Here is an 18,114-nt window from a genome sequence, read left to right as displayed (position 1 = left end):
ATGCTTGATCGATCTTTTTATTTTTAGGTCAAAAGTGAGAGGGAATAGAGATGTCTAAGAAAAAGCCAAATAATTTCATTGCACCCATTGTGATTGCAGGAATCACTGTGGGTTTTTTAGCAAGCGCTTATAAATTTGTGTTTGCAAAACCGAAAAAGCAGCCATCAGAAATTGTTAAGCAACAACATGAATCTCAAAACAAATCTCAAGAGTGATTGTGTTCGCAAAGCATGAATTTTATCGGTTTTTTATAGAAAATAGATAGACATCAGATGATTTATTGTCTAGATTGAATGGGTGAATATGTAGGCAATATAAAACACACTCATCTGATAAATATCATTTTCAAAGGAATTGAAATGAAGATCATCTATTTTTTACACAAAATTCATCAGTCGTTATTTGCAAAAAACCATGATCTAAAGTCGATGGATTTGGCGATTCAACGTGTGACCCAGAAGCAGCAAATCCAGAATCAACTTATCTTATTTAAAACAGATTATCTGGAATAAGCTTTCTATTAGACTTCTTTCATACGTCCGTTTTAAAACCATAAATCAACATAAAAGTGTCCTCATCCTAGCCTTCTCCCAGCGAGAGAAGGCGCTTTCAATACCCACATGATTCACTCCACATAATCATTTTTTGATTTATGAAAGATCTTTATTGATCAATTTAAATTAAACATATTCTGAAGCTGCATGTGCTGAAGCCCATGCCCACTGAAAATTAAACCCGCCTAAATGACCAGTTACATCTAAGATCTCACCTATAAAAAATAAACCTTTTTGTTTTGTACTTTCCATGGTTTTTGATGAAACTTCAGTGGTGTCAACACCGCCTAAAGTGACTTCTGCAGTCCGATAGCCTTCAGTACCAGAGGGTTTGACTTCAAATTGCTGTAGTTTATTGGCAATCGTTTCAAGTTTTTCATCACTTAATTGCCCAATCGCCGTTTCAGCCCACTCGGACCAAATGAGATTTTGTAGTTCAATCACCACACTTTTCGGTAAAAGTTCAGTCAGTAAGGTTCTGATTAACACCTTGGGTTGGCTTTGCTTTTTGCGCTTTAAAAAATCAAACAGCTCAAGACTTGGTAAAAAGTTAATATGGAATGCTTGTCCTGCATTCCAATAATTTGAAAGTTGTAATGAGCTTGGACCACTTAAACCACGATGTGTAAACAACAATGCTTCAGTAAATGCAATCAGTTCGTTAGATAGTGTTGCTTCAACTGCATTGCCGCTTAAACGAGTGGTAACTTCTTTAAATTGATCTGAAAAAGTGAAGGGAACTAAACCTGCGCGTGTAGGATAGATGTGGTGACCAAATTGTTTGGCAATTTCATAGCCGATGCCAGAGCCACCCAATGTTGGAATAGATAAGCCACCTGATGCAACAACAACAGATTCAGCCTGAAAATAGCCTAAATTGGTGGCGACTTGAAAAGTCTGATCGTCAACCGTGTTGATCGCTTTGACTTCACAACTGGTTTTAATCTCAACATGATGTGTTTTTTCACATTCGTTGAGCAGCATGCTTAAGATTTCTTTTGCGCCATTTAAGGTAAACAGTTGTCCATGTTTGCGTTCTTCATAGTCAATGCCATATTCACAGACCATCCCAATAAAGTCCCAATTGGTATAACGCGTCAGGGCAGAGATGACAAAATGTGGGTTATGTGAAATAAAATTTTCAGGCTCAACATAAAGATTGGTGAAGTTACATTTACCACCACCTGACATGAGGATTTTTTTACCAATTTTATTGGCTTTCTCAACCACTAAGACTTTACGACCTCGAGCAGCTGCTTTTGCCGCAAGCATTAAACCTGAAGCACCCGCGCCGAGGACAATCACATCATATTGGTTAGAAGACATATCACACTCATGGAAACTTTGAGCAGGGGATTATAGACAAATTTAAAGTAATTTTCAGGACAATTATAAACAGATGAGATTTAGCTACGTCCTTGCAAGCCACCACTGTGCAGGATCAAAATTTTTGCATTTTCTTCAAAGTAACCTTTTGAAATTAAGTCAAAAATTCCATAAAACATTTTTCCAGTATAAATCTGTTCAAGCGGAATGTGATATTGTTGCTCAAAGTTGTTGATAAAGCTAAGTAATTCAGCAGTGGTTTTGGCATAGCCCCCAAAACAATAATCATCCAGTATTTTCCAATTGCTTTTATGGGTGAGTTGACTGACATCTTGTTGTAAAAAATCACCTTTAAGTGCTGAAAATCCTAAAATTTCCTGCTGTGGTGAACTGGCGTTAATCAGCCCAGTGATTGTGCCACCTGTTCCTACCGCACAGCAAATCACATCATAATGATTTAAATCTTCTGTCGTTAAAATTTCCTGACAACCTTGTATAGCAAGCTCATTGGTTCCACCTTCAGGAATAATATAAGTGTTTGGATAATGTTGTGTTAATTCATCGATCCAGTCATGATTATTTTTTTGTCTATATTTTTCACGTGAAACAAAAACTAGCTGCATGCCCAACTGCTGTGCTGTCGTTAGAGTTGTGTTGAGCGGTTTATGCGCTAACTCCTCGCCCCGAATGATCCCGATGCTTTTAAATCCAAATAACTGTGCTGCATAGGCTGTGGCAGCGATATGATTGGAATAAGCACCACCGAACGTCAGAATCTGTTTTAGGCCAAGCTGACGTGCTTCAATCAAATTATATTTGAGTTTAAAAAATTTATTGCCAGAAATTTGTGGATGGATTAGATCAAGCCGTTTAACTGTAAGTTGAACAGATCTAGCAAAATCTAAACTTTGGTAGGGAATAGTTTGGGCAATATGATCAAACATGCTGATTTTTTAACTGAATGGGTGTGTATGAGTAGCTTTGACTTAAGCCTGTTCAAGATATTCTAATCAAACCTGTAAAACAAGACAGGTTTGATTGAGTTTCATGTCTATTATTGGGGATAAATTTCTAGGTTTTAACTCAAGCTTTTCACTTAGGCGGATCATTGAGTGCTGGTATCGACGGAAGTCACCACAGACATCCCCGGTCGTAAGAATTCTAAACCTTTTTGATTGGGATCAATAGCAATCCGCACAGAAATACGCTGTACGACCTTGGTAAAATTACCTGTGGTGTTGTCAGGCTTAAGCACACTAAACTCAGCACCCGCAGCAGGTGAAATTTGTTCAATACGGCCAGTAAATTTTTGATGTTTCATGGCATCTACGGTAAATGTTGCTTTTTGCCCGATGTGCATATCGGCAATTTGTGTTTCTTTGAAATTGGCAATTACCCAAGTTTGTTGCGGAATCAGATACATTAACTGGGTTCCAGCTGCAACATATTGCCCCACGCGAGGGCTAACTTCGCCCAATTGTCCATCCATCGGTGCTGCAATCACGCTGTAGTCTTTCGTTGTCACCGCTTGATCAAATTGTGCCTTGGCATTGGTGACTTGTGCTTTTAAGCCCGATTGAGCCACTTGAGCTGTTTTTAATGCTTCTTGAGCAACCAATACATTGGCTTCAGCTTGTTTGAGTAAGGCTAAATTATTCTTTACATCCGCAGCCGCTTTGTCTTGTTCTGTTTTAGAGGTTGCACCAGTATTTCCCAATTGTTGATAACGATTGAGTTGTGCTGTTGAAAGTTCATAACTTGCTCTGGCTTGTTCAACTTTGGCTTGTGCAGCCACAATGTCCGCTTTGCGTTGTTCAATCGCTTGGGTTTGATTGGCTAAAGTGGTATTGGCCTGATCAACACCTGCTTCAGCCTGAGTCACTTTCTGATCATAGGTTGTGGTATCAATATGCATTAACGGCTGCCCCTTTTTGACATGGTCAAAATCAGTCACCAACACATCTTTGACATAACCATTGATTTGAGAAGATAAAACTGTGGTTCTGCCTTTGATATAACTATTGTCGGTGGATTCTATGGCGCTATCAAAAGGACCAATTTTCCATGCGCGCATAATCACAGCAATCCCCACCAACAAGACCAAGAGCATCAACAGCAATGTTCTTTTTGCTGTTGGAATAAGCTTACTGGATGGTGGTGGCGCTGCTGCAGGTGCTTGTGGTGGTGTAACTGCTGCTTGCTCTGTTGGTTTTTGATCTTGCGACATAAGAATTCTCAAATATTTTTTAATACATAGCGTGACATCATGGATCATCTGATTTCGGAATAGCCTGAGATCTGTCTAACTGCTATTGAGGACCTGTTGCTGTTTTTTGAGTTGATAGCGTGTCCAAGCAATATTAAAACTACTCCAAATCAACAGTAAAATGGCGAAAATTCCATTTAATGCAATCACATCATTATAGGCACGCACTTGTGCTTCTCGTGTCACAATCTGGTTTAAATTGCGATAAGCTTGGTTCTGTTCAAGTGATGCATCTAAAGTATATTTATTGGCTGCTTGCTGATAGGCTGCAAGTCGTTGCACCACCAATGGATCAGTGGGTGATAAGTCACTGACAATTTCAGCCCGATAATTTTGGGTGCGTAATTGTTGATAGGTTGAAAAGAATGAATTTCCAATTAAACCACCAAAGCTTTGTGTTGCAGAGAACAACACCACAAAAGTGACCATGTGTGATGGGCCTTTTTGTAAGGCATTAATAATCCCTGTCAGCAGCAATGGTCCGATAAACATACCACTGGCAAAGCCAACGATAAATTGGCTGCGGTAAAAATTCTCAGGTCGAACATCACTGGTGAGGTGATAGTCTAAAGCGCAGGCAATAAGAACCAAGACTACAGCACCGACCAAGTGCCATGAGATGCGTTCTCTTTTAAAGGTCATGGCGCTAAAAACGGTGCCGAGCACAATGCCAAGAAAAATCACGCTATACAAGGTAACGAACTGATCAGGTCCCATGCCCATGGTCTTTAAAAAGTTAACGGCTGCGTAACTTTGCTCAGACATAAGCAAACGAATCGCCAACGCACCAAACACAAATTTAAGTGTGGTGGCTGAACCTAGCCAACGGGTAATGATAAGCGGATTGACACGGTAATGTTCATAAGTCAGTCCGATAACAATAAGACTGAAGCCAGCAATTAAGGCATACCCTAACCATTTGACTTCAAACCACCAAAGGATAGGGCCTTGGGTCAGGACGATACATAGCAGGGCAAAGCCGGGTGCAAGCAAAGCAAAAGTGAAGAAATCCTGTTTTTCAAAGACTTCGATTCTTAAGCTACGTGGTAGTTTTAAAGAAACCACCATAGCCAAACAACATATCGCTAAACCCAGCTCAAAGGTATAGAGCACAATCCAGTCATTTACATCAACCAGAGATGGGGAAATGATCCATGCTAGTGGAATACCCAATTGTTGAAAGCCCAGCGCGAGATAAATTCCTCGCCCAAAGTTTTCTCGTTTAAAGGCCTGCATGATGTAGTACATGCCTAAAGAACTCAGGGGGGCGGCAACCAAACCGCTGATCACACGGACAAACAATGCCATTTCAAAGGTGTGCACAAAGATATGCAGCACCAACACACAAATAAAAAGCACTAAACCAATTTCAGAAAAAAGCCGTAACCCATATTGTTGCCGAGCTTTAAACAGAATCATGTTGGAACTAATATTTGCCATCACATAAGCTGCGGGAATCCATGCAGCTTCTGAAGGCGTTAGCGAGTATTCACCCTGAATAAGTGGTAAATTTGCAGTAATAAAACCATTACTTAAACTGCCTGAGATCGCAACAAACAGGCCAATAAAAAAATAAATCAGCTTTTTATGTGTTGGATGTGCAATAGCCGCAGGCGAGCCTGGTAAGGTTGGACGCTCTTCAGGTGTCCAATCTGGGGCAGGTTCAAGTAAACGTGGCGATTTATCCATAAGTGCCTCAATTACGCCTTGATGCCATCAATCAGTAAGTCAACTGCACGTGTGGCCAGTTGAACTTGTTCTTCGTCGGTTAGCCCTTGAAAGGAAGCTCTTAGAATACCGGTAATTAGCGCATAATCTTTTGGGGTAAGATCTGGTCGGCAAATTCGATGGGCAATGGCTTGATCAATCAGTGGTTGAAGAATTGCGTCACGCCGTTGATAAATATCCACCATACTTGGGTCATTACGATCAATCACACGCCAATATTCCATCAAGGCGGTGAGATAAGGCAGATTCTCGACATGATTGCGAATTAACCGAATCAAACCATCAGGATATTCTGAAAAGCTTTTTGCCCGTTCATCTAGACGAGTTAATGCTTGTTCCATCAAGGCGATGACCAACTCACGGCGATCTTGAAAATTACGATAAAAGGTTGCCCGTCCAACGCCAGCTTCATCAATCACAAGCTGTAATGGCGCACGAATCCCTTGTTTACGGAATATTTTCAGTGCAGCATTGAGCAAATCTTCGCGATTTTGTGCCGCTTGTTTTTGACGTATACGCATAGGGGAAATTGCATTAAATTTTATTCTGATATTTAACGGACATTTTTGTCCGTTGTAAATTGCTAACTCTGTGGATTTTTGTAAATTGCAGCTTTAAAGTGAATGAGATTGGTTAGAATGACTTAGGTCAATGATTAATAAATCGTATAAATAGGTTTAGATTTCTAAATATTTACCCTTTAAAATAAAACAATAAGTGTGCTGAAATTGTGAAAATTTTTAAAAATATTGTTATTTCGATCTGCTGCATCGGTGTATTGGCGTTAAATGCCTGTACGCCATCTGAGAAAAAAGCAGATCAGGCTGCATCTTCAAGAAAATCATCAGATCAACAGATTGAACAACAATTCAAGCTTTGGAAGGCGCAACAAGACCCCCAATTATTGGCGGATTATTATCAGTTTATGTCGCAGTATTTAAAACATCCGCCTAGTCTGATGGAGCTGACAACCAGCCGAAACTATATGCCGGAACAGTGTTATTCAAAACGTTTTGCCATCCCGCCTAAAGCCTTTTGGAAAAATGTGGTGAGTAGTTTGCAATTGGTGGAAAAGTTAAATCGAAATGAATATTTTAAAACATATACGATTTCAGCAATCTATCGTGCCCCTGAATTAAATAAATGCATAGGTGGGGCGGAAAAAAGTAAACATTTAAGTAATTATGCAGTTGATTTTCATGTGCTATCACCCAAAGAAACCATTAAAAAAGAGCGCGAATTATTAGTTAAAAAAATGTGTCATTTTTGGCAAGTGGAAGGCAAAAGTTATAAAATGGGTTTAGGCGTTTATGGTAATAATCGCTATCATATTGATACCCAAGGATATCGTACTTGGGGTAAGGACTTTAAATCGAAAAGTTCGCCGTGTGTAAAAAGTTAAAATTGTATTTTTGAGCAAGAATTGAACTTGAATCTATATTAAAAAATGCTGAGAGATTGGAACGTTATTTATGAAATGTCTACAGACCCTAATAAAGGGTTGTTTATTTGCTCTGCCTTTTTTCAGTAGTTATTCTGTTTTTGCGCAAGCTGATGCTGCTGTCGAAGTTGACCCTGAATACGAGGTATTGGGGCGTGCAGGGAAACTGAAAATTCAAAAAGAGTCTTGCACTCAGCATGGTTCTAGTTGTGACTATGTACTCTATGATGCTAAAGGAAAGAAGCAGGTATTAATGGAAAAATGGAGTAAAACCGCAAACGTTTATCAATTTAATCCAAATTTAATGGGTTTTTTGTTGGGGGTAACAGGAAGTGAGTATAATCTCACTGTGATTAACAATAAAAATCAACAAAAAGATTATGGCAGTTTTCTTGCGATGAATGGGCAGCAAAGTTGTTTTGTAACTTTTGAATCGAATTTAAAAAATATGCCAAATTCATTGGTATTTTATAGTATTCCTGATTTTCGGGTACGTTTAGTGCTCAACAACAAAGTGCCACAGTTTAAAAAGCTGAACTATCCTGCAACGGCAAATTTTGAGGATAATGGTGATTTTTCATTTAACTATAATATCAAGATCGGAAACGAGATGGGTGTACAGGATGTCATCATTCAAAACCCTTGTCAGTCTGATTATCGGGTAATTATGAGTTAATATAAATAAAATAAAGTTATTAATTTTATTAAAATTCATCATTTTTATTTTTGAATTGAGTTGTCTATTGTCGTTTTATTCAACAACAAGGACACGACAATGACCACTCAACAGCAAGTTAATCAGGCACAATATCAAAATAAATCAGAAGCATACTTAAATAGCCAAGTACATGCACAAGGCATTGAGTTTGAAAAAATGCAAAATTTAATCCAACAGCATCAATTCAAACGAGTTTTGGATCTAGGCTGCGGTGGTGGGCATGTCACGTATCAGATTGCTGCATTCACTGAGCAAGTAATTGCCTATGATATTACGCCTGAAATGGTCAATCTTGTGACCACGCAATCTCAACAAAAGGGATTCGATCATGTCATAGGGAAGGTTGGTGCGGCAGAGCAATTGGATTTTCCTGTTGAGCATTTTGATTGTGTGATCAGTCGTTATTCTGCGCATCATTGGCAAAGTATCACTCAAGCGATTGATGAAATTTATCGTGTATTACGTGCTGATGGCAAAGTGATCCTATTTGATATTATTGGCAATTCTAATCCAATTTTAGACACCTTTATTCAGACCATAGAAACCATTCGTGATCCAAGCCATGTTCGAAATTATAGTTTGGCGGAATGGGTAAAAATCGTAGAACAAGCAGGCTTTAAGGTAGAAACCATTGAAAAGCAAAGTTTACTGTTAAATTTTCAAAGTTGGGTGGAGCGTATGCAAACACCAGTAGAGGGTATCCATACCATTCGCTATTTACAGTCCAAAGCCGCTGATCAAGTACAACAGTATTATCAGATTCAGCAAGATGGTACATTTACCAGTGAAGCTGTATATTTGGTATTGAGTAAAACTTGATTTAGAAATCTGATGCCAAAAAAAATAATCAATACAATATTTCCGATATTATTTAGCATGATGGCTTATTCCAGTAGTGGTTATGCCGAGCAGATTCATCGCACAGTGGCGAAGATAGGACAATTTTCAGTTATTCAGCAAACATGCGATGAAGATGTAAATGATCATTGTGATTTTGTACTCTATGAAGGCGATGATTATAGATTGCCCTTGGTCGTAGATTGGAAGCGTGGTTTAAATGTTGAAAACCAAACCGAGGATTTCTTGCATTTAAGCTATGGCTATACCTTTAATGTTCATCATAGTCTTTTCATATCGAAGGCAGGGATCGTTCAGGCTTTAGACAACGTTGTTGCTGTGGATGAAAACACTGGGTGTATCGCTCGATTTGAATTAAAAGATGCGCCTACGATTATTTTCCAAAAAGCATTTACCGCGAAAATTTTAAACAAAATTCAACTTCAGCCAGAGCAATACCCTAAAATTGAGTCTGTAAGCGTAGATGCTTTTCAATATTTTAGTGACATGGAATTTGATGGAAATAGTGGCTTTCACTACCGTTACAAAAATAAAAATGGTGAAGATCAAGCTGTTTTAATGATACATGCTTGTGACGTATAGCCACTTTCTATAGATAGACACCTTTTGAAATAAAAAATAGCTGTATTTTTAATCAGAACTGTTATGCTCGAACTATAAATAAAACAAAAAATGGAGGAGATGCCATGAAAAAGCTATCCATCAGTTTGAGTGTAATACTTGCAGTATTTTTGGCTGGGTGTGAAAAGAAACCACCTACACCAACAAAAACTGAAGTTCGTTCAATCCATATCGCAGGTATGCCTGTGTATGAAAAAGATTATCGTCTCAGTGCTCGTTCAGTGGATGCACAACCCTGATTTTTATTCAAAATATAAAAACGAGTGCATCAAAAGAGGATGCACTCGTTTGGTTTTAATTCAATTTAACTCAGTTGATTTTAAATGAATTAATGAAAAACTGTTTCTAACGCTTTTAATCCGACTTTAGGATCAAGTAATCCATTATAGATCTCAGGAATTTCACGTTCTACGCCAAAGAACTCATAAATTGCAATCATGGCACCACGAACAGAATATTCAACAGTAAAAACCACATCATCTTCAATTTCAACAAATTGCCCCAAGAATGCGAAGTTTTTTGCGCCTTGTGGAATAACCTGTGGGCGGTCACCAGGCTTACGGCAAGCAAATAAAGCTGATGCATAAGGCATCATGGCTGTTGTTACAATAGTGTTTGCTAGAACATGCTCAAGAATGTCATCAAAACCGAGTTGATGAATCAGTTCAGTGAGTATTTCATTGCCTGTTGCTTGTGACATCGGTTTTTTGATGTAGTCACCTGTTTGATCAATTTGGAAACCATAGCCCCAGAGGGTAAAGGTGCCTTCTGGTAAATTTGCAAAATGCGGTTGAGCAGGCACCACAATCGATAAATGCCAACCAGATTCAAACCAAGTCATCAGTGCCCCAGTGCCTGGCTGGTTGCCTGTGTAATCAATGATGCGATTTAACAGAACATCGTCTTTCATGGTGAGTGTAAAAGACTCCCATTTATGTTCATCAATGTTGCCATAAAAGGTCATTGGTCGGCCAAAGTCAGGTGCTTTCTTCGCAAGGGTTTCCCATAATGTCCAACCATGATCAAGTCGATCACGAATAAGCGCTGGAACATCATCATTCCCTGCATAACGCGAATCTGCTGTAATTGAACCTAAAGTAAAAATGGCAAGATCATTCTCTTGAAGATTGATTTGCTCAGTACCTTCAGGAAGGTTGACATACAAGCGTGTTGCACGACGTTCTAGGGTTGCTTCATCGGTTTGAATGTCTGCATCTGTCACATAATTGCCAAAACGAACATCTACGCCTTGTTCAAGCAACCAACGTTGTAGTGGCAAAATCATGGAATCATATTGATTGTATTTGGTTCTTTTTACCCCAGCGAGGGTATGAATACGTGGTAACTCTTGGATAAAACGTAAGAAATAACGACGAAGTTCTGCTGCACTGTGCCATTTTTGGAAGGCAAATGTCGTACGCCACATACGCCAAAAGTTCGTTTCAAAGAAGGTCTCATCGAAAAATTCATCAATACGACGGCTGCCAATTTTCTCTTCTTTCGCTGCCAATAAGCGTAGCATTTGCGCGCGATGGTGTGTATTTAAACCCAGTTTAGCGGCATCTGAAATTACATGCTGCGCATTAATTAAACGGGCTTGTGCATGGGTTTTGACTTGCTCATTGAACTCACGACATTCTTCACGAACAGAAATTTCAGGATTTTCTAAGGATGGAATACTCGAAAATAAGTCCCAAAGACATAAATATGTTTCATCTGTCAGCATCCGCCCGCCACGGGTAACCCATGCTTGTGCAGCATGTGGTGTATGGCCGCCATCCATTGAACCACCTGAGACATCTAACTCTTCGAGAATGTGAATATTTTTAGCCGGTACTTTGGCATCACGTATGGCAAATGCGGCAGCTGCCATTCCAGCAATTCCACCGCCAATGATCCACAAATGTGCTTGGCTTGCATCTAAGCGGTTGGTTTTGTTGTTGTGCATTTTTTACCCCTGAGTATAAATATTGATTTTGGATAATTTAAAACCATAGTTTTATTATGGTTTTTTATAGCCTATAAATACATGAAAATGGAAGTTAATTTTTGTGATTAATGTGGTCTATTTTATGGCTTTTTAGGATATTTTATATACCTTGATGATTTTATTGATATAATTAAAATATTGAAAAATAAATTTTTTATTGAGTTTTTACTCTAAAAATATTTGTTTACTCTGTTTGTGGTGATAATACACAAGTGTACTTAAATTTATGATTGAAATTTTGATGAATTTGCATTGAATAAAAGTGTAATCGCGAAATAATAAAGATTTTTATATCTTCAAAAATCGGTTGTAGCGTAAAATATCTATTCTTAAAAATAGTCTAGGTCGGGGTGTCTCTTGGAATCATTATTGATTTTAGGTTCAATTGCATTGGCATTAATGCTTGGCGCAATTAGCCCTGGTCCTACATTTGTTTATGTGGCTAAAAATTCAATTGCGATTTCTCGTAAACATGGTCTGTTTACCGCTTTAGGGACAGGCACGGGCGCAGCTTTATTTGGTTTTTTAGCTGTAATGGGATTACAGGCAATTTTATTGGCTGTACCTTCTGCATATTTAGCTTTAAAAATTTGTGGTGGTCTGTATTTACTTTGGCTGGCTTATAAAATTATTAAACATGCTAAAGATCCAATGGCGCAGGCATCTGACTCATCCACGGTGATGAGTTATCAACAAGCGTTTCGTTTAGGTTTAATTACCCAGTTAAGTAATCCTAAAATTGCGATTATTTTAGCCAGTATTTTTACTGCGCTTTTACCCAAAGAAATTCCAACATATTTTTATTTTGTTTTGCCTATCTTGTGCTTTTTTATCGATGCAGGCTGGTATTCACTAGTTGCAGTGGCGCTTTCAGCGGAAAAGCCGCGCCGTGTTTATTTAAAGTTTAAAAAAGTCTTCGATCGAGTCGCAGGCTGTGTCATGACATTACTTGGTTTAAAGTTAATTTTTGGTATGAAATGATTGTTTTTACGAGTAAAAATAGTCATACATTTTATCAGTAGATCCCATTTGTTAAAAATTAATTAATAGTGTGTTTAGTTTGTGTTATATATATTCATTATAATGGTTTAGACCTTAGAGAGATGTAATTTTGAAAAAAATATTATTGATTGCTACCTTAAATGGCTTGGTACTTACAGCTTGTTCTACCACTGAAAGCTCTAAAACCATCCAAGCACCTCAAGTTGCTGTAGCGACTTCAGCGGTTAAATATTCAGGTGCGAAAACAGCAGTTTCGATTGGTAAGTTTGATAACCGCTCAAGTTATATGCGTGGAATTTTCTCTGATAATGTCGATCGTTTAGGCGGTCAAGCAAAAACGATTTTAGAAACGCACTTGCAACAAACAGGATATTTTTCAGTCTTAAATCGAGACAATTTATCTGAGCTGCAACAAGAGGCTGGTTTTGGTAAAGCATCTCAATCCATTAAGGGGGCACGTTATGTGCTCACTGGGGATGTATCTGAATTTGGGCGCAAAGAAGTGGGTGATCATCAATTGTTTGGGCTACTAGGGCGTGGTAAAACTCAAATTGCCTATGCAAAAGTCAATATTAATGTTGTTGATGTAAAAACAGCAGAAGTTGTCCATTCTGTGCAGGGTGCAGGTGAATACGCGCTCAGTGAACGCGAAATTTTAGGTTTTGGTTCTACAGCATCTTATGACTCAACCTTAAATGGTAAGGTTTTAGATCTGGCTGTACGCGAAGCGGTTAATCACCTTGTCACAGATATTCAAACAAATAAGTGGTCCGTACAATAGGTTTGAATAAATGAAACGGGTTTTATTATTTTTAAGCTTTTTTGCAACGTTAACTTTGGTTGGGTGTGCATCTGGACCACAATCTTTATATAGTTGGGGCGGATATCCACAGCAAACCTATTTAATGCTGGCGGTTCCTGAGAAAACTTCGCCTCAGCAACAAATTTTAGCGCTTGAAAAAGATGTTGAGAAAGCAAAAGCAAAAAATGCCGCAGTGCCGCCAGGTTTATATGCGCATTTGGGCTTGTTAAATCTTAATATTCAAAATGGCCCACGTGCAATTGAATATTTTGAGTTAGAGCGCCAAATTTATCCTGAGTCAACTGTTTTGATGGATCGTTTATTGAAGAAAATGACCCCTCAATCGACTGAGGTAAATTCCAAATGAAAAATATAAAACAATTATTGGTACTTGGTTTGCTGATGATGCTTTTCACCGGTTGTGCGGTATCACCTAAACAGAATCGTGATTTAGCAGCATATCGTGAGCATATCCCTAAGTCGATTTTGGTACTTCCTCCAATCAATGAGTCTCCTGATACGCGTGCAACCTATGGGTATTGGTCAACAGTAACATTGCCTGTAGCTGAAGCTGGTTATTATGTATTTCCAATTTCTGTTGTTGACACCATGTTTAAAGAGAATGGGGTGACCAATGGGTTTGATGCCCAAGCAATCCCACCACAAAAGTTAAAAGAGATTTTCGGAGCAGACGCTGCGTTATACATTAAAGTTAAAGAGTATGGTTCTAAATATCAGGTGATTCAATCTGTAGCTGCAGTTGCAGTAGAAGCCAAACTTGTAGATTTGCAAACTGGAACATTACTCTGGCAAGGTGAGCAGCGACTTCAGCAAGCCAATGATAATAGCAATGCAGGTTTGATTGGCGCGCTGGTCGGTGCTTTAGTTGATCAAATATCCAATCATTTGTCAGACAAAGCCTATACTTTATCCAGTACTGTAAGCTCTCAATTATATTCACCGAGTCTAAATCAGCAAAAAGGTCTGTTATATGGACCACGATCTCCAAACTTCACCCAACATGCGGTGAAACCTTAAGCACTGGTACTGTTTGTGAGCATCAAATAAAAACCCCAATTTAAAAATTGGGGTTTTTATGTTTAAAGCATATTGCTGATTAGTGCACCATAGAAATCTTGTCTAAGAAGAATTTGGTTCTTTCATGACGCTCATCCGGCTTATTAAAGAAGTCATCTGTTGCACAGTCTTCCAAAATCTTGCCTTGATCCATGAAAATAACTCGACTTGAGACTTTACGAGCAAAGCCCATCTCATGAGTTACACACATCATGGTCATGCCTTCTTTTGCCAATTGACTCATGACTTCAAGCACTTCACCCACCATTTCAGGGTCTAATGCCGAAGTAGGTTCATCAAATAACATGCACACTGGATCCATACACAGACCACGAGCAATCGCAACACGCTGTTGCTGACCACCAGACAGTTGCCCTGGAAACTTATTTTTGTGGGCTGCCAGACCAACACGATCTAAATATTGCAACGCTTTTTTCTCAGCCTCTGCTTTAGAACGATTTAAAACCTTAAGTTGCCCAATGGTTAAATTATCCAAAACAGTCATATGTGGGAACAATTCAAAGTGTTGGAATACCATTCCCACACGAGAACGGAATTTTGCCAGATCAGTTTTTGAGTCTTTTAACGCTGTTCCATCAACAACAATATTGCCTTCTTGGAACGGTTCTAATGCATTTACAGTTTTAATCAGTGTAGATTTACCAGAACCTGAAGGTCCACACACCACCACAACTTCACCTTTTTCAATTGAAGTGGTGCAATCTGTAAGAACTTGAAAATCTCCATACCATTTTGAGATATGTTGTATTTCTATCATGGGCATATTGATTCTCCAATTATCGAATTATTGCTATTTTTTGATGTAAACGCTTCACAAGTCGTGAAAGCGCAAAGGAGATACAGAAGTAAACAACTGCTACAATCAGGTAGAAAGTTGCTTTGGTTTCAGCACCGTAGGTATTTGCTAAGGTATTGGCATTGCCCAAGAAGTCTGGCGCACTAATCACGTAAACTAATGATACATCTTGGAAAAGTACGATAGATTGAGTCAAAATGACAGGTAGCATGTTTCTAAAAGCTTGTGGCAACACCACATTGGACATGGTTTGTCCATAGGTGAAACCAAGTGCATAACCTGCATTGACCTGACCTTTAGAAACAGACTGAATCCCTGAACGTACAATTTCTGAAAAGAATGCTGCTTCAAAAATTGCAAAGGTCACCACACTTGAAAACAGTGGGCCATAATAGGTATCTGACTGAAACTCAAAAATCTTTGGCAATAAGAAATAGAAAATGAAGATCACTTGAATCAGTGGTACACCACGGAAGAAATCGACATAAACTTTAGCAAAATTACTGGCGACTTTATTGTTGGATAAACGCATCATGGCCAAAGGTGTGCCAATCAGAATCCCGCCAATAATCGATAAAATCGTCACCGTAACGGTAAATTTAAAACCTGCGATCAGCGTTTGAATAACATCTTGATTTTGTAAAATACTAAAATCCATGACTATTTACCCCCCGAGCCTAGACCAGGAACAGCCATACGTTTTTCAATCCAAGCCATGATCAACTTAATGGTATAGGTAATGACTAAGTAAACTGGTGTCGAAAGAATAAGAATAACAATATCTTGGGATGTTTCTTCACGCATGGTTTTGGTATAAGCAAAGAAGTTCAAAACACTCAGTGCATAAAGCACGGCAGAGTTTTTGAAAATATTCATTGCTTCAGAAGTGAGCGTTGGCCAAACAATACGATAAGCGACAGGGAGAATGACATAGCGATAACTTTGGCTTTGATTTAAACCAATTGCAAAAGCTGCATTTTTTTGTCCATTTGAAACCGTATTAATACCTGAACGTACTTGTTCAGCAATACGTGCCGCAGTATATAGACCGAGTGCAAATACCCCAACCACTGCAGGATTGTCATTGAGAATATTTTGCCACCATCCACCATGAACCATCTCTCCACTACCAGTACTTAAGCTGAGTGGTAATAATTGCGGGAATACAAATGCCCAGAAAAACAGTTGTACGATCAGGGGAATATTTCGGAAAAGTTCGACATAACAGGTACCAATAAATGAAAGCGGTTTATTGGGTAATGTACGTAAAATCCCGATGAGAGATCCAAGAAGAAATGCAATGAAAAATGCAGCAATCGCGGTCCAGACCATAGTCCAAACACCTGAGCCTAGGAGTTGTAACCAGGTTGGTGCATCTGCAACAGGGGAATAACTTTCACCACCAATCGCTTTACAGACAGATTCAGCCCATGCAGCTTTATCAAGACTATATTCATTCGAGGGGAGACAATATGCTGTCCAGTTAAGTGAGCCTACGGACATGTGTGCTCCTTGTATTTTTAATTTTATAAAAATTTATAGACCAGACTTTAAATCGAGTCTGATCTATAAACCGTTGTTTTAAACTACGTTATTAGTTAATACCAGCATCCGTAGGATTGGCTTTAAGCTTTAAATATGATGAGCTCATTGGCATATTTAAATTGACATTTTTAGGTGCGATTGGTGATTGGAACCATTTTTTATATAGCGCCGCCATTTGACCATTTTTCCACATTGTTGTTACTGTTTTATCTGCGATTGCTTTATATGCTGCATCGCCTTTCGGTAACATAATGCCATATGGTTCAGAAGAAAGTACTGGACCTACAATTTTAAAGTCTTTTGGATTTGAAGATTTTGCAATTAAACCTGCAAGAATATTGTCATCCATCACAAATGCTGCAGCACGGCCAGAAGCGACCATGGCAAATGAGTCTGAGTGGTCTTTACCATAAACGTTGTTTACGTTGACTTTTTCGCCTTTCTCACCCATTTTGATGTATTTGTCAGATGTAGTCCCTTGCGTGGTTACAACTGCTTTACCATTTAAATCTGCAATTGTTTTAATTGGTGCACTGGCTTTAACTGCCATGCGTACTTCTGTTGCATAATAGTTGGTTGAGAAGCTTACCTGTTGTTGGCGTTGAATAGAGTTTGTTGTCGTACCGCACTCCATATCGATATTGCCTGCCAACATTTCTGGAATACGCGTAGAAGAGGTAACTGCTTTATATTCAACTTTAAGATTTGGCATCTTGAGCGTTTTTTTCAGCTCATTGGCAAAGTTATTACAAATATCAACAGCGTATCCCATTGGTTTACCACCAATCACATAAGAAATCGGATCAGATGACTCACGGTAACCAATGATCACTTTCCCTGATTGTTTGATCTTTGCTAATGTATCTGCTGCTTGAACCTGTGAAAAAGCACCGCCAGCCATAAGTACACCAAGCGCTGTGGTTAAAACTTTTTTTGATAGTGTTTTTGTAGATAGTGTCATTTGAGTTCTCCATTACATGATTTTTTTGGCAGTTTAAGCCGCTCGTTTCTAAAATTAAGCAGTTATCGTGCCAAACCTTTTCCTTGAAACTACGATTCATCATATTTCTTTATATCATTATTTTTATACTCACTATTCCAATAAGTAAAGGATAAAAATAATAAATTTCATAAACTAGAAATGTGACTGGTCTCACAAAGTGGAACCTATTTTATTTAAATATTTTGAAATAAATAGCCCTAAAGCCATTTATTTTTGCTTATAGGTTTTAAATCTCTATTTATATAATTGATGACTATTTCAACAGATCTGGATCGAAGGTCTTTTTAAAAAATTGAATAAAAAAACGACATAATTAAAATTTATCTTTAATTGATAAATAACAAACATTTTTATGTAACGTATTCA

21 protein-coding genes are annotated in these 18,114 nt (G+C 38.4%); 11 read left to right on the top strand and 10 right to left on the bottom strand.

The features are described from left to right. Positions 1–50 precede the first annotated feature (50 nt). Positions 51–215 (top strand): hypothetical protein, encoded by a 165-nt coding sequence (locus FY049_RS16635; protein ID WP_004723765.1) that lies wholly within the window; start codon positions 51–53, stop codon positions 213–215. Positions 216–359: 144 nt separating this feature from the next. Next, positions 360–512, top strand: coding sequence for a hypothetical protein (locus FY049_RS16630; RefSeq protein WP_004723764.1), 153 nt, complete (start codon positions 360–362; stop codon positions 510–512). A 168-nt stretch (positions 513–680) separates the two neighbouring features. Here the strand turns inward: FY049_RS16630 and FY049_RS16625 are convergent, their stop codons facing one another. From FY049_RS16625 to FY049_RS16605, 5 genes are all read right to left on the bottom strand, one after another. Further along, positions 681–1,880: an NAD(P)/FAD-dependent oxidoreductase gene (locus tag FY049_RS16625; RefSeq protein WP_262782395.1), complete on the bottom strand. Its 1,200-nt coding sequence runs from the start codon at positions 1,878–1,880 to the stop codon at positions 681–683. An 80-nt stretch (positions 1,881–1,960) separates the two neighbouring features. Continuing rightward, positions 1,961–2,824, bottom strand: coding sequence for a 1-aminocyclopropane-1-carboxylate deaminase/D-cysteine desulfhydrase (locus tag FY049_RS16620; protein WP_446084025.1), 864 nt, complete (start codon positions 2,822–2,824; stop codon positions 1,961–1,963). 161 nt (positions 2,825–2,985) lie between these two features. Then, a complete protein-coding gene (locus tag FY049_RS16615; RefSeq protein WP_446084024.1) occupies positions 2,986–4,107 on the bottom strand; it encodes an HlyD family secretion protein in 1,122 nt (373 codons plus the stop codon). Positions 4,108–4,182: 75 nt separating this feature from the next. Next, the gene (locus FY049_RS16610; RefSeq protein WP_004817668.1) at positions 4,183–5,835 is read right to left on the bottom strand and encodes an MFS transporter; all 1,653 of its coding nucleotides are present in this window, start codon (positions 5,833–5,835) and stop codon (positions 4,183–4,185) included. Positions 5,836–5,846: 11 nt separating this feature from the next. Beyond that, a complete protein-coding gene (locus FY049_RS16605; RefSeq protein ID WP_209828660.1) occupies positions 5,847–6,395 on the bottom strand; it encodes a TetR/AcrR family transcriptional regulator in 549 nt (182 codons plus the stop codon). A gap of 209 nt (positions 6,396–6,604) precedes the next feature. On the opposite strand from FY049_RS16605, the gene FY049_RS16600 reads away from it, so the two are divergent. The 5 genes from FY049_RS16600 (at position 6,605) to FY049_RS16580 (ending at position 9,751) form a co-directional block, all read left to right on the top strand. Then, positions 6,605–7,276 (top strand): D-Ala-D-Ala carboxypeptidase family metallohydrolase, encoded by a 672-nt coding sequence (locus tag FY049_RS16600; protein ID WP_224964220.1) that lies wholly within the window; start codon positions 6,605–6,607, stop codon positions 7,274–7,276. 70 nt (positions 7,277–7,346) lie between these two features. Beyond that, on the top strand, positions 7,347–7,991 hold the full coding sequence (locus FY049_RS16595) for a hypothetical protein (RefSeq protein ID WP_224964219.1): 645 nt from the start codon (positions 7,347–7,349) through the stop codon (positions 7,989–7,991). A 99-nt stretch (positions 7,992–8,090) separates the two neighbouring features. Next, complete coding sequence (locus tag FY049_RS16590) at positions 8,091–8,852, top strand: class I SAM-dependent methyltransferase (protein WP_224964218.1); 762 nt, start codon at positions 8,091–8,093, stop codon at positions 8,850–8,852. A gap of 60 nt (positions 8,853–8,912) precedes the next feature. Beyond that, complete coding sequence (locus FY049_RS16585) at positions 8,913–9,473, top strand: hypothetical protein (protein ID WP_410549121.1); 561 nt, start codon at positions 8,913–8,915, stop codon at positions 9,471–9,473. A gap of 104 nt (positions 9,474–9,577) precedes the next feature. Continuing rightward, on the top strand, positions 9,578–9,751 hold the full coding sequence (locus FY049_RS16580) for an NF038215 family lipoprotein (protein WP_171497835.1): 174 nt from the start codon (positions 9,578–9,580) through the stop codon (positions 9,749–9,751). A gap of 89 nt (positions 9,752–9,840) precedes the next feature. Here the strand turns inward: FY049_RS16580 and FY049_RS16575 are convergent, their stop codons facing one another. Beyond that, the gene (locus FY049_RS16575) at positions 9,841–11,460 is read right to left on the bottom strand and encodes an oleate hydratase (protein WP_224964215.1); all 1,620 of its coding nucleotides are present in this window, start codon (positions 11,458–11,460) and stop codon (positions 9,841–9,843) included. Between the two features lie 399 nt (positions 11,461–11,859). On the opposite strand from FY049_RS16575, the gene FY049_RS16570 reads away from it, so the two are divergent. From FY049_RS16570 to FY049_RS16555, 4 genes are all read left to right on the top strand, one after another. Then, the gene (locus FY049_RS16570; RefSeq protein WP_446084023.1) at positions 11,860–12,483 is read left to right on the top strand and encodes a LysE family translocator; all 624 of its coding nucleotides are present in this window, start codon (positions 11,860–11,862) and stop codon (positions 12,481–12,483) included. A gap of 130 nt (positions 12,484–12,613) precedes the next feature. Continuing rightward, positions 12,614–13,285: a CsgG/HfaB family protein gene (locus FY049_RS16565; RefSeq protein ID WP_224964214.1), complete on the top strand. Its 672-nt coding sequence runs from the start codon at positions 12,614–12,616 to the stop codon at positions 13,283–13,285. A 10-nt stretch (positions 13,286–13,295) separates the two neighbouring features. Next, the gene (locus FY049_RS16560) at positions 13,296–13,673 is read left to right on the top strand and encodes a DUF4810 domain-containing protein (protein WP_224964213.1); all 378 of its coding nucleotides are present in this window, start codon (positions 13,296–13,298) and stop codon (positions 13,671–13,673) included. After that, positions 13,670–14,344, top strand: a complete 675-nt coding sequence (locus tag FY049_RS16555) for a DUF799 domain-containing protein (protein WP_224964212.1) — start codon at positions 13,670–13,672, stop codon at positions 14,342–14,344. The genes FY049_RS16560 and FY049_RS16555 overlap by 4 nt, the downstream gene beginning before the upstream one ends. Positions 14,345–14,423: 79 nt before the next feature. Here the strand turns inward: FY049_RS16555 and FY049_RS16550 are convergent, their stop codons facing one another. The 4 genes from FY049_RS16550 to FY049_RS16535 all read right to left on the bottom strand — a co-directional run bounded on the left by FY049_RS16550 (position 14,424) and on the right by FY049_RS16535 (position 17,706). Beyond that, on the bottom strand, positions 14,424–15,167 hold the full coding sequence (locus FY049_RS16550) for an amino acid ABC transporter ATP-binding protein (RefSeq protein WP_004723740.1): 744 nt from the start codon (positions 15,165–15,167) through the stop codon (positions 14,424–14,426). A gap of 13 nt (positions 15,168–15,180) precedes the next feature. Next, entirely contained in the window at positions 15,181–15,858 is a 678-nt protein-coding gene (locus FY049_RS16545; RefSeq protein WP_004723739.1) for an amino acid ABC transporter permease, read from the bottom strand. A gap of 2 nt (positions 15,859–15,860) precedes the next feature. Then, the gene (locus tag FY049_RS16540) at positions 15,861–16,703 is read right to left on the bottom strand and encodes an amino acid ABC transporter permease (protein WP_004723738.1); all 843 of its coding nucleotides are present in this window, start codon (positions 16,701–16,703) and stop codon (positions 15,861–15,863) included. 91 nt (positions 16,704–16,794) lie between these two features. Further along, positions 16,795–17,706, bottom strand: a complete 912-nt coding sequence (locus FY049_RS16535) for an amino acid ABC transporter substrate-binding protein (RefSeq protein WP_004723734.1) — start codon at positions 17,704–17,706, stop codon at positions 16,795–16,797. Between the last annotated feature and the right edge of the window lie 408 nt (positions 17,707–18,114).

It is taken from the genome of Acinetobacter sp. 1125_18A (assembly GCF_052824985.1).
This window is presented reverse-complemented; position numbering and strand designations above follow the sequence as displayed.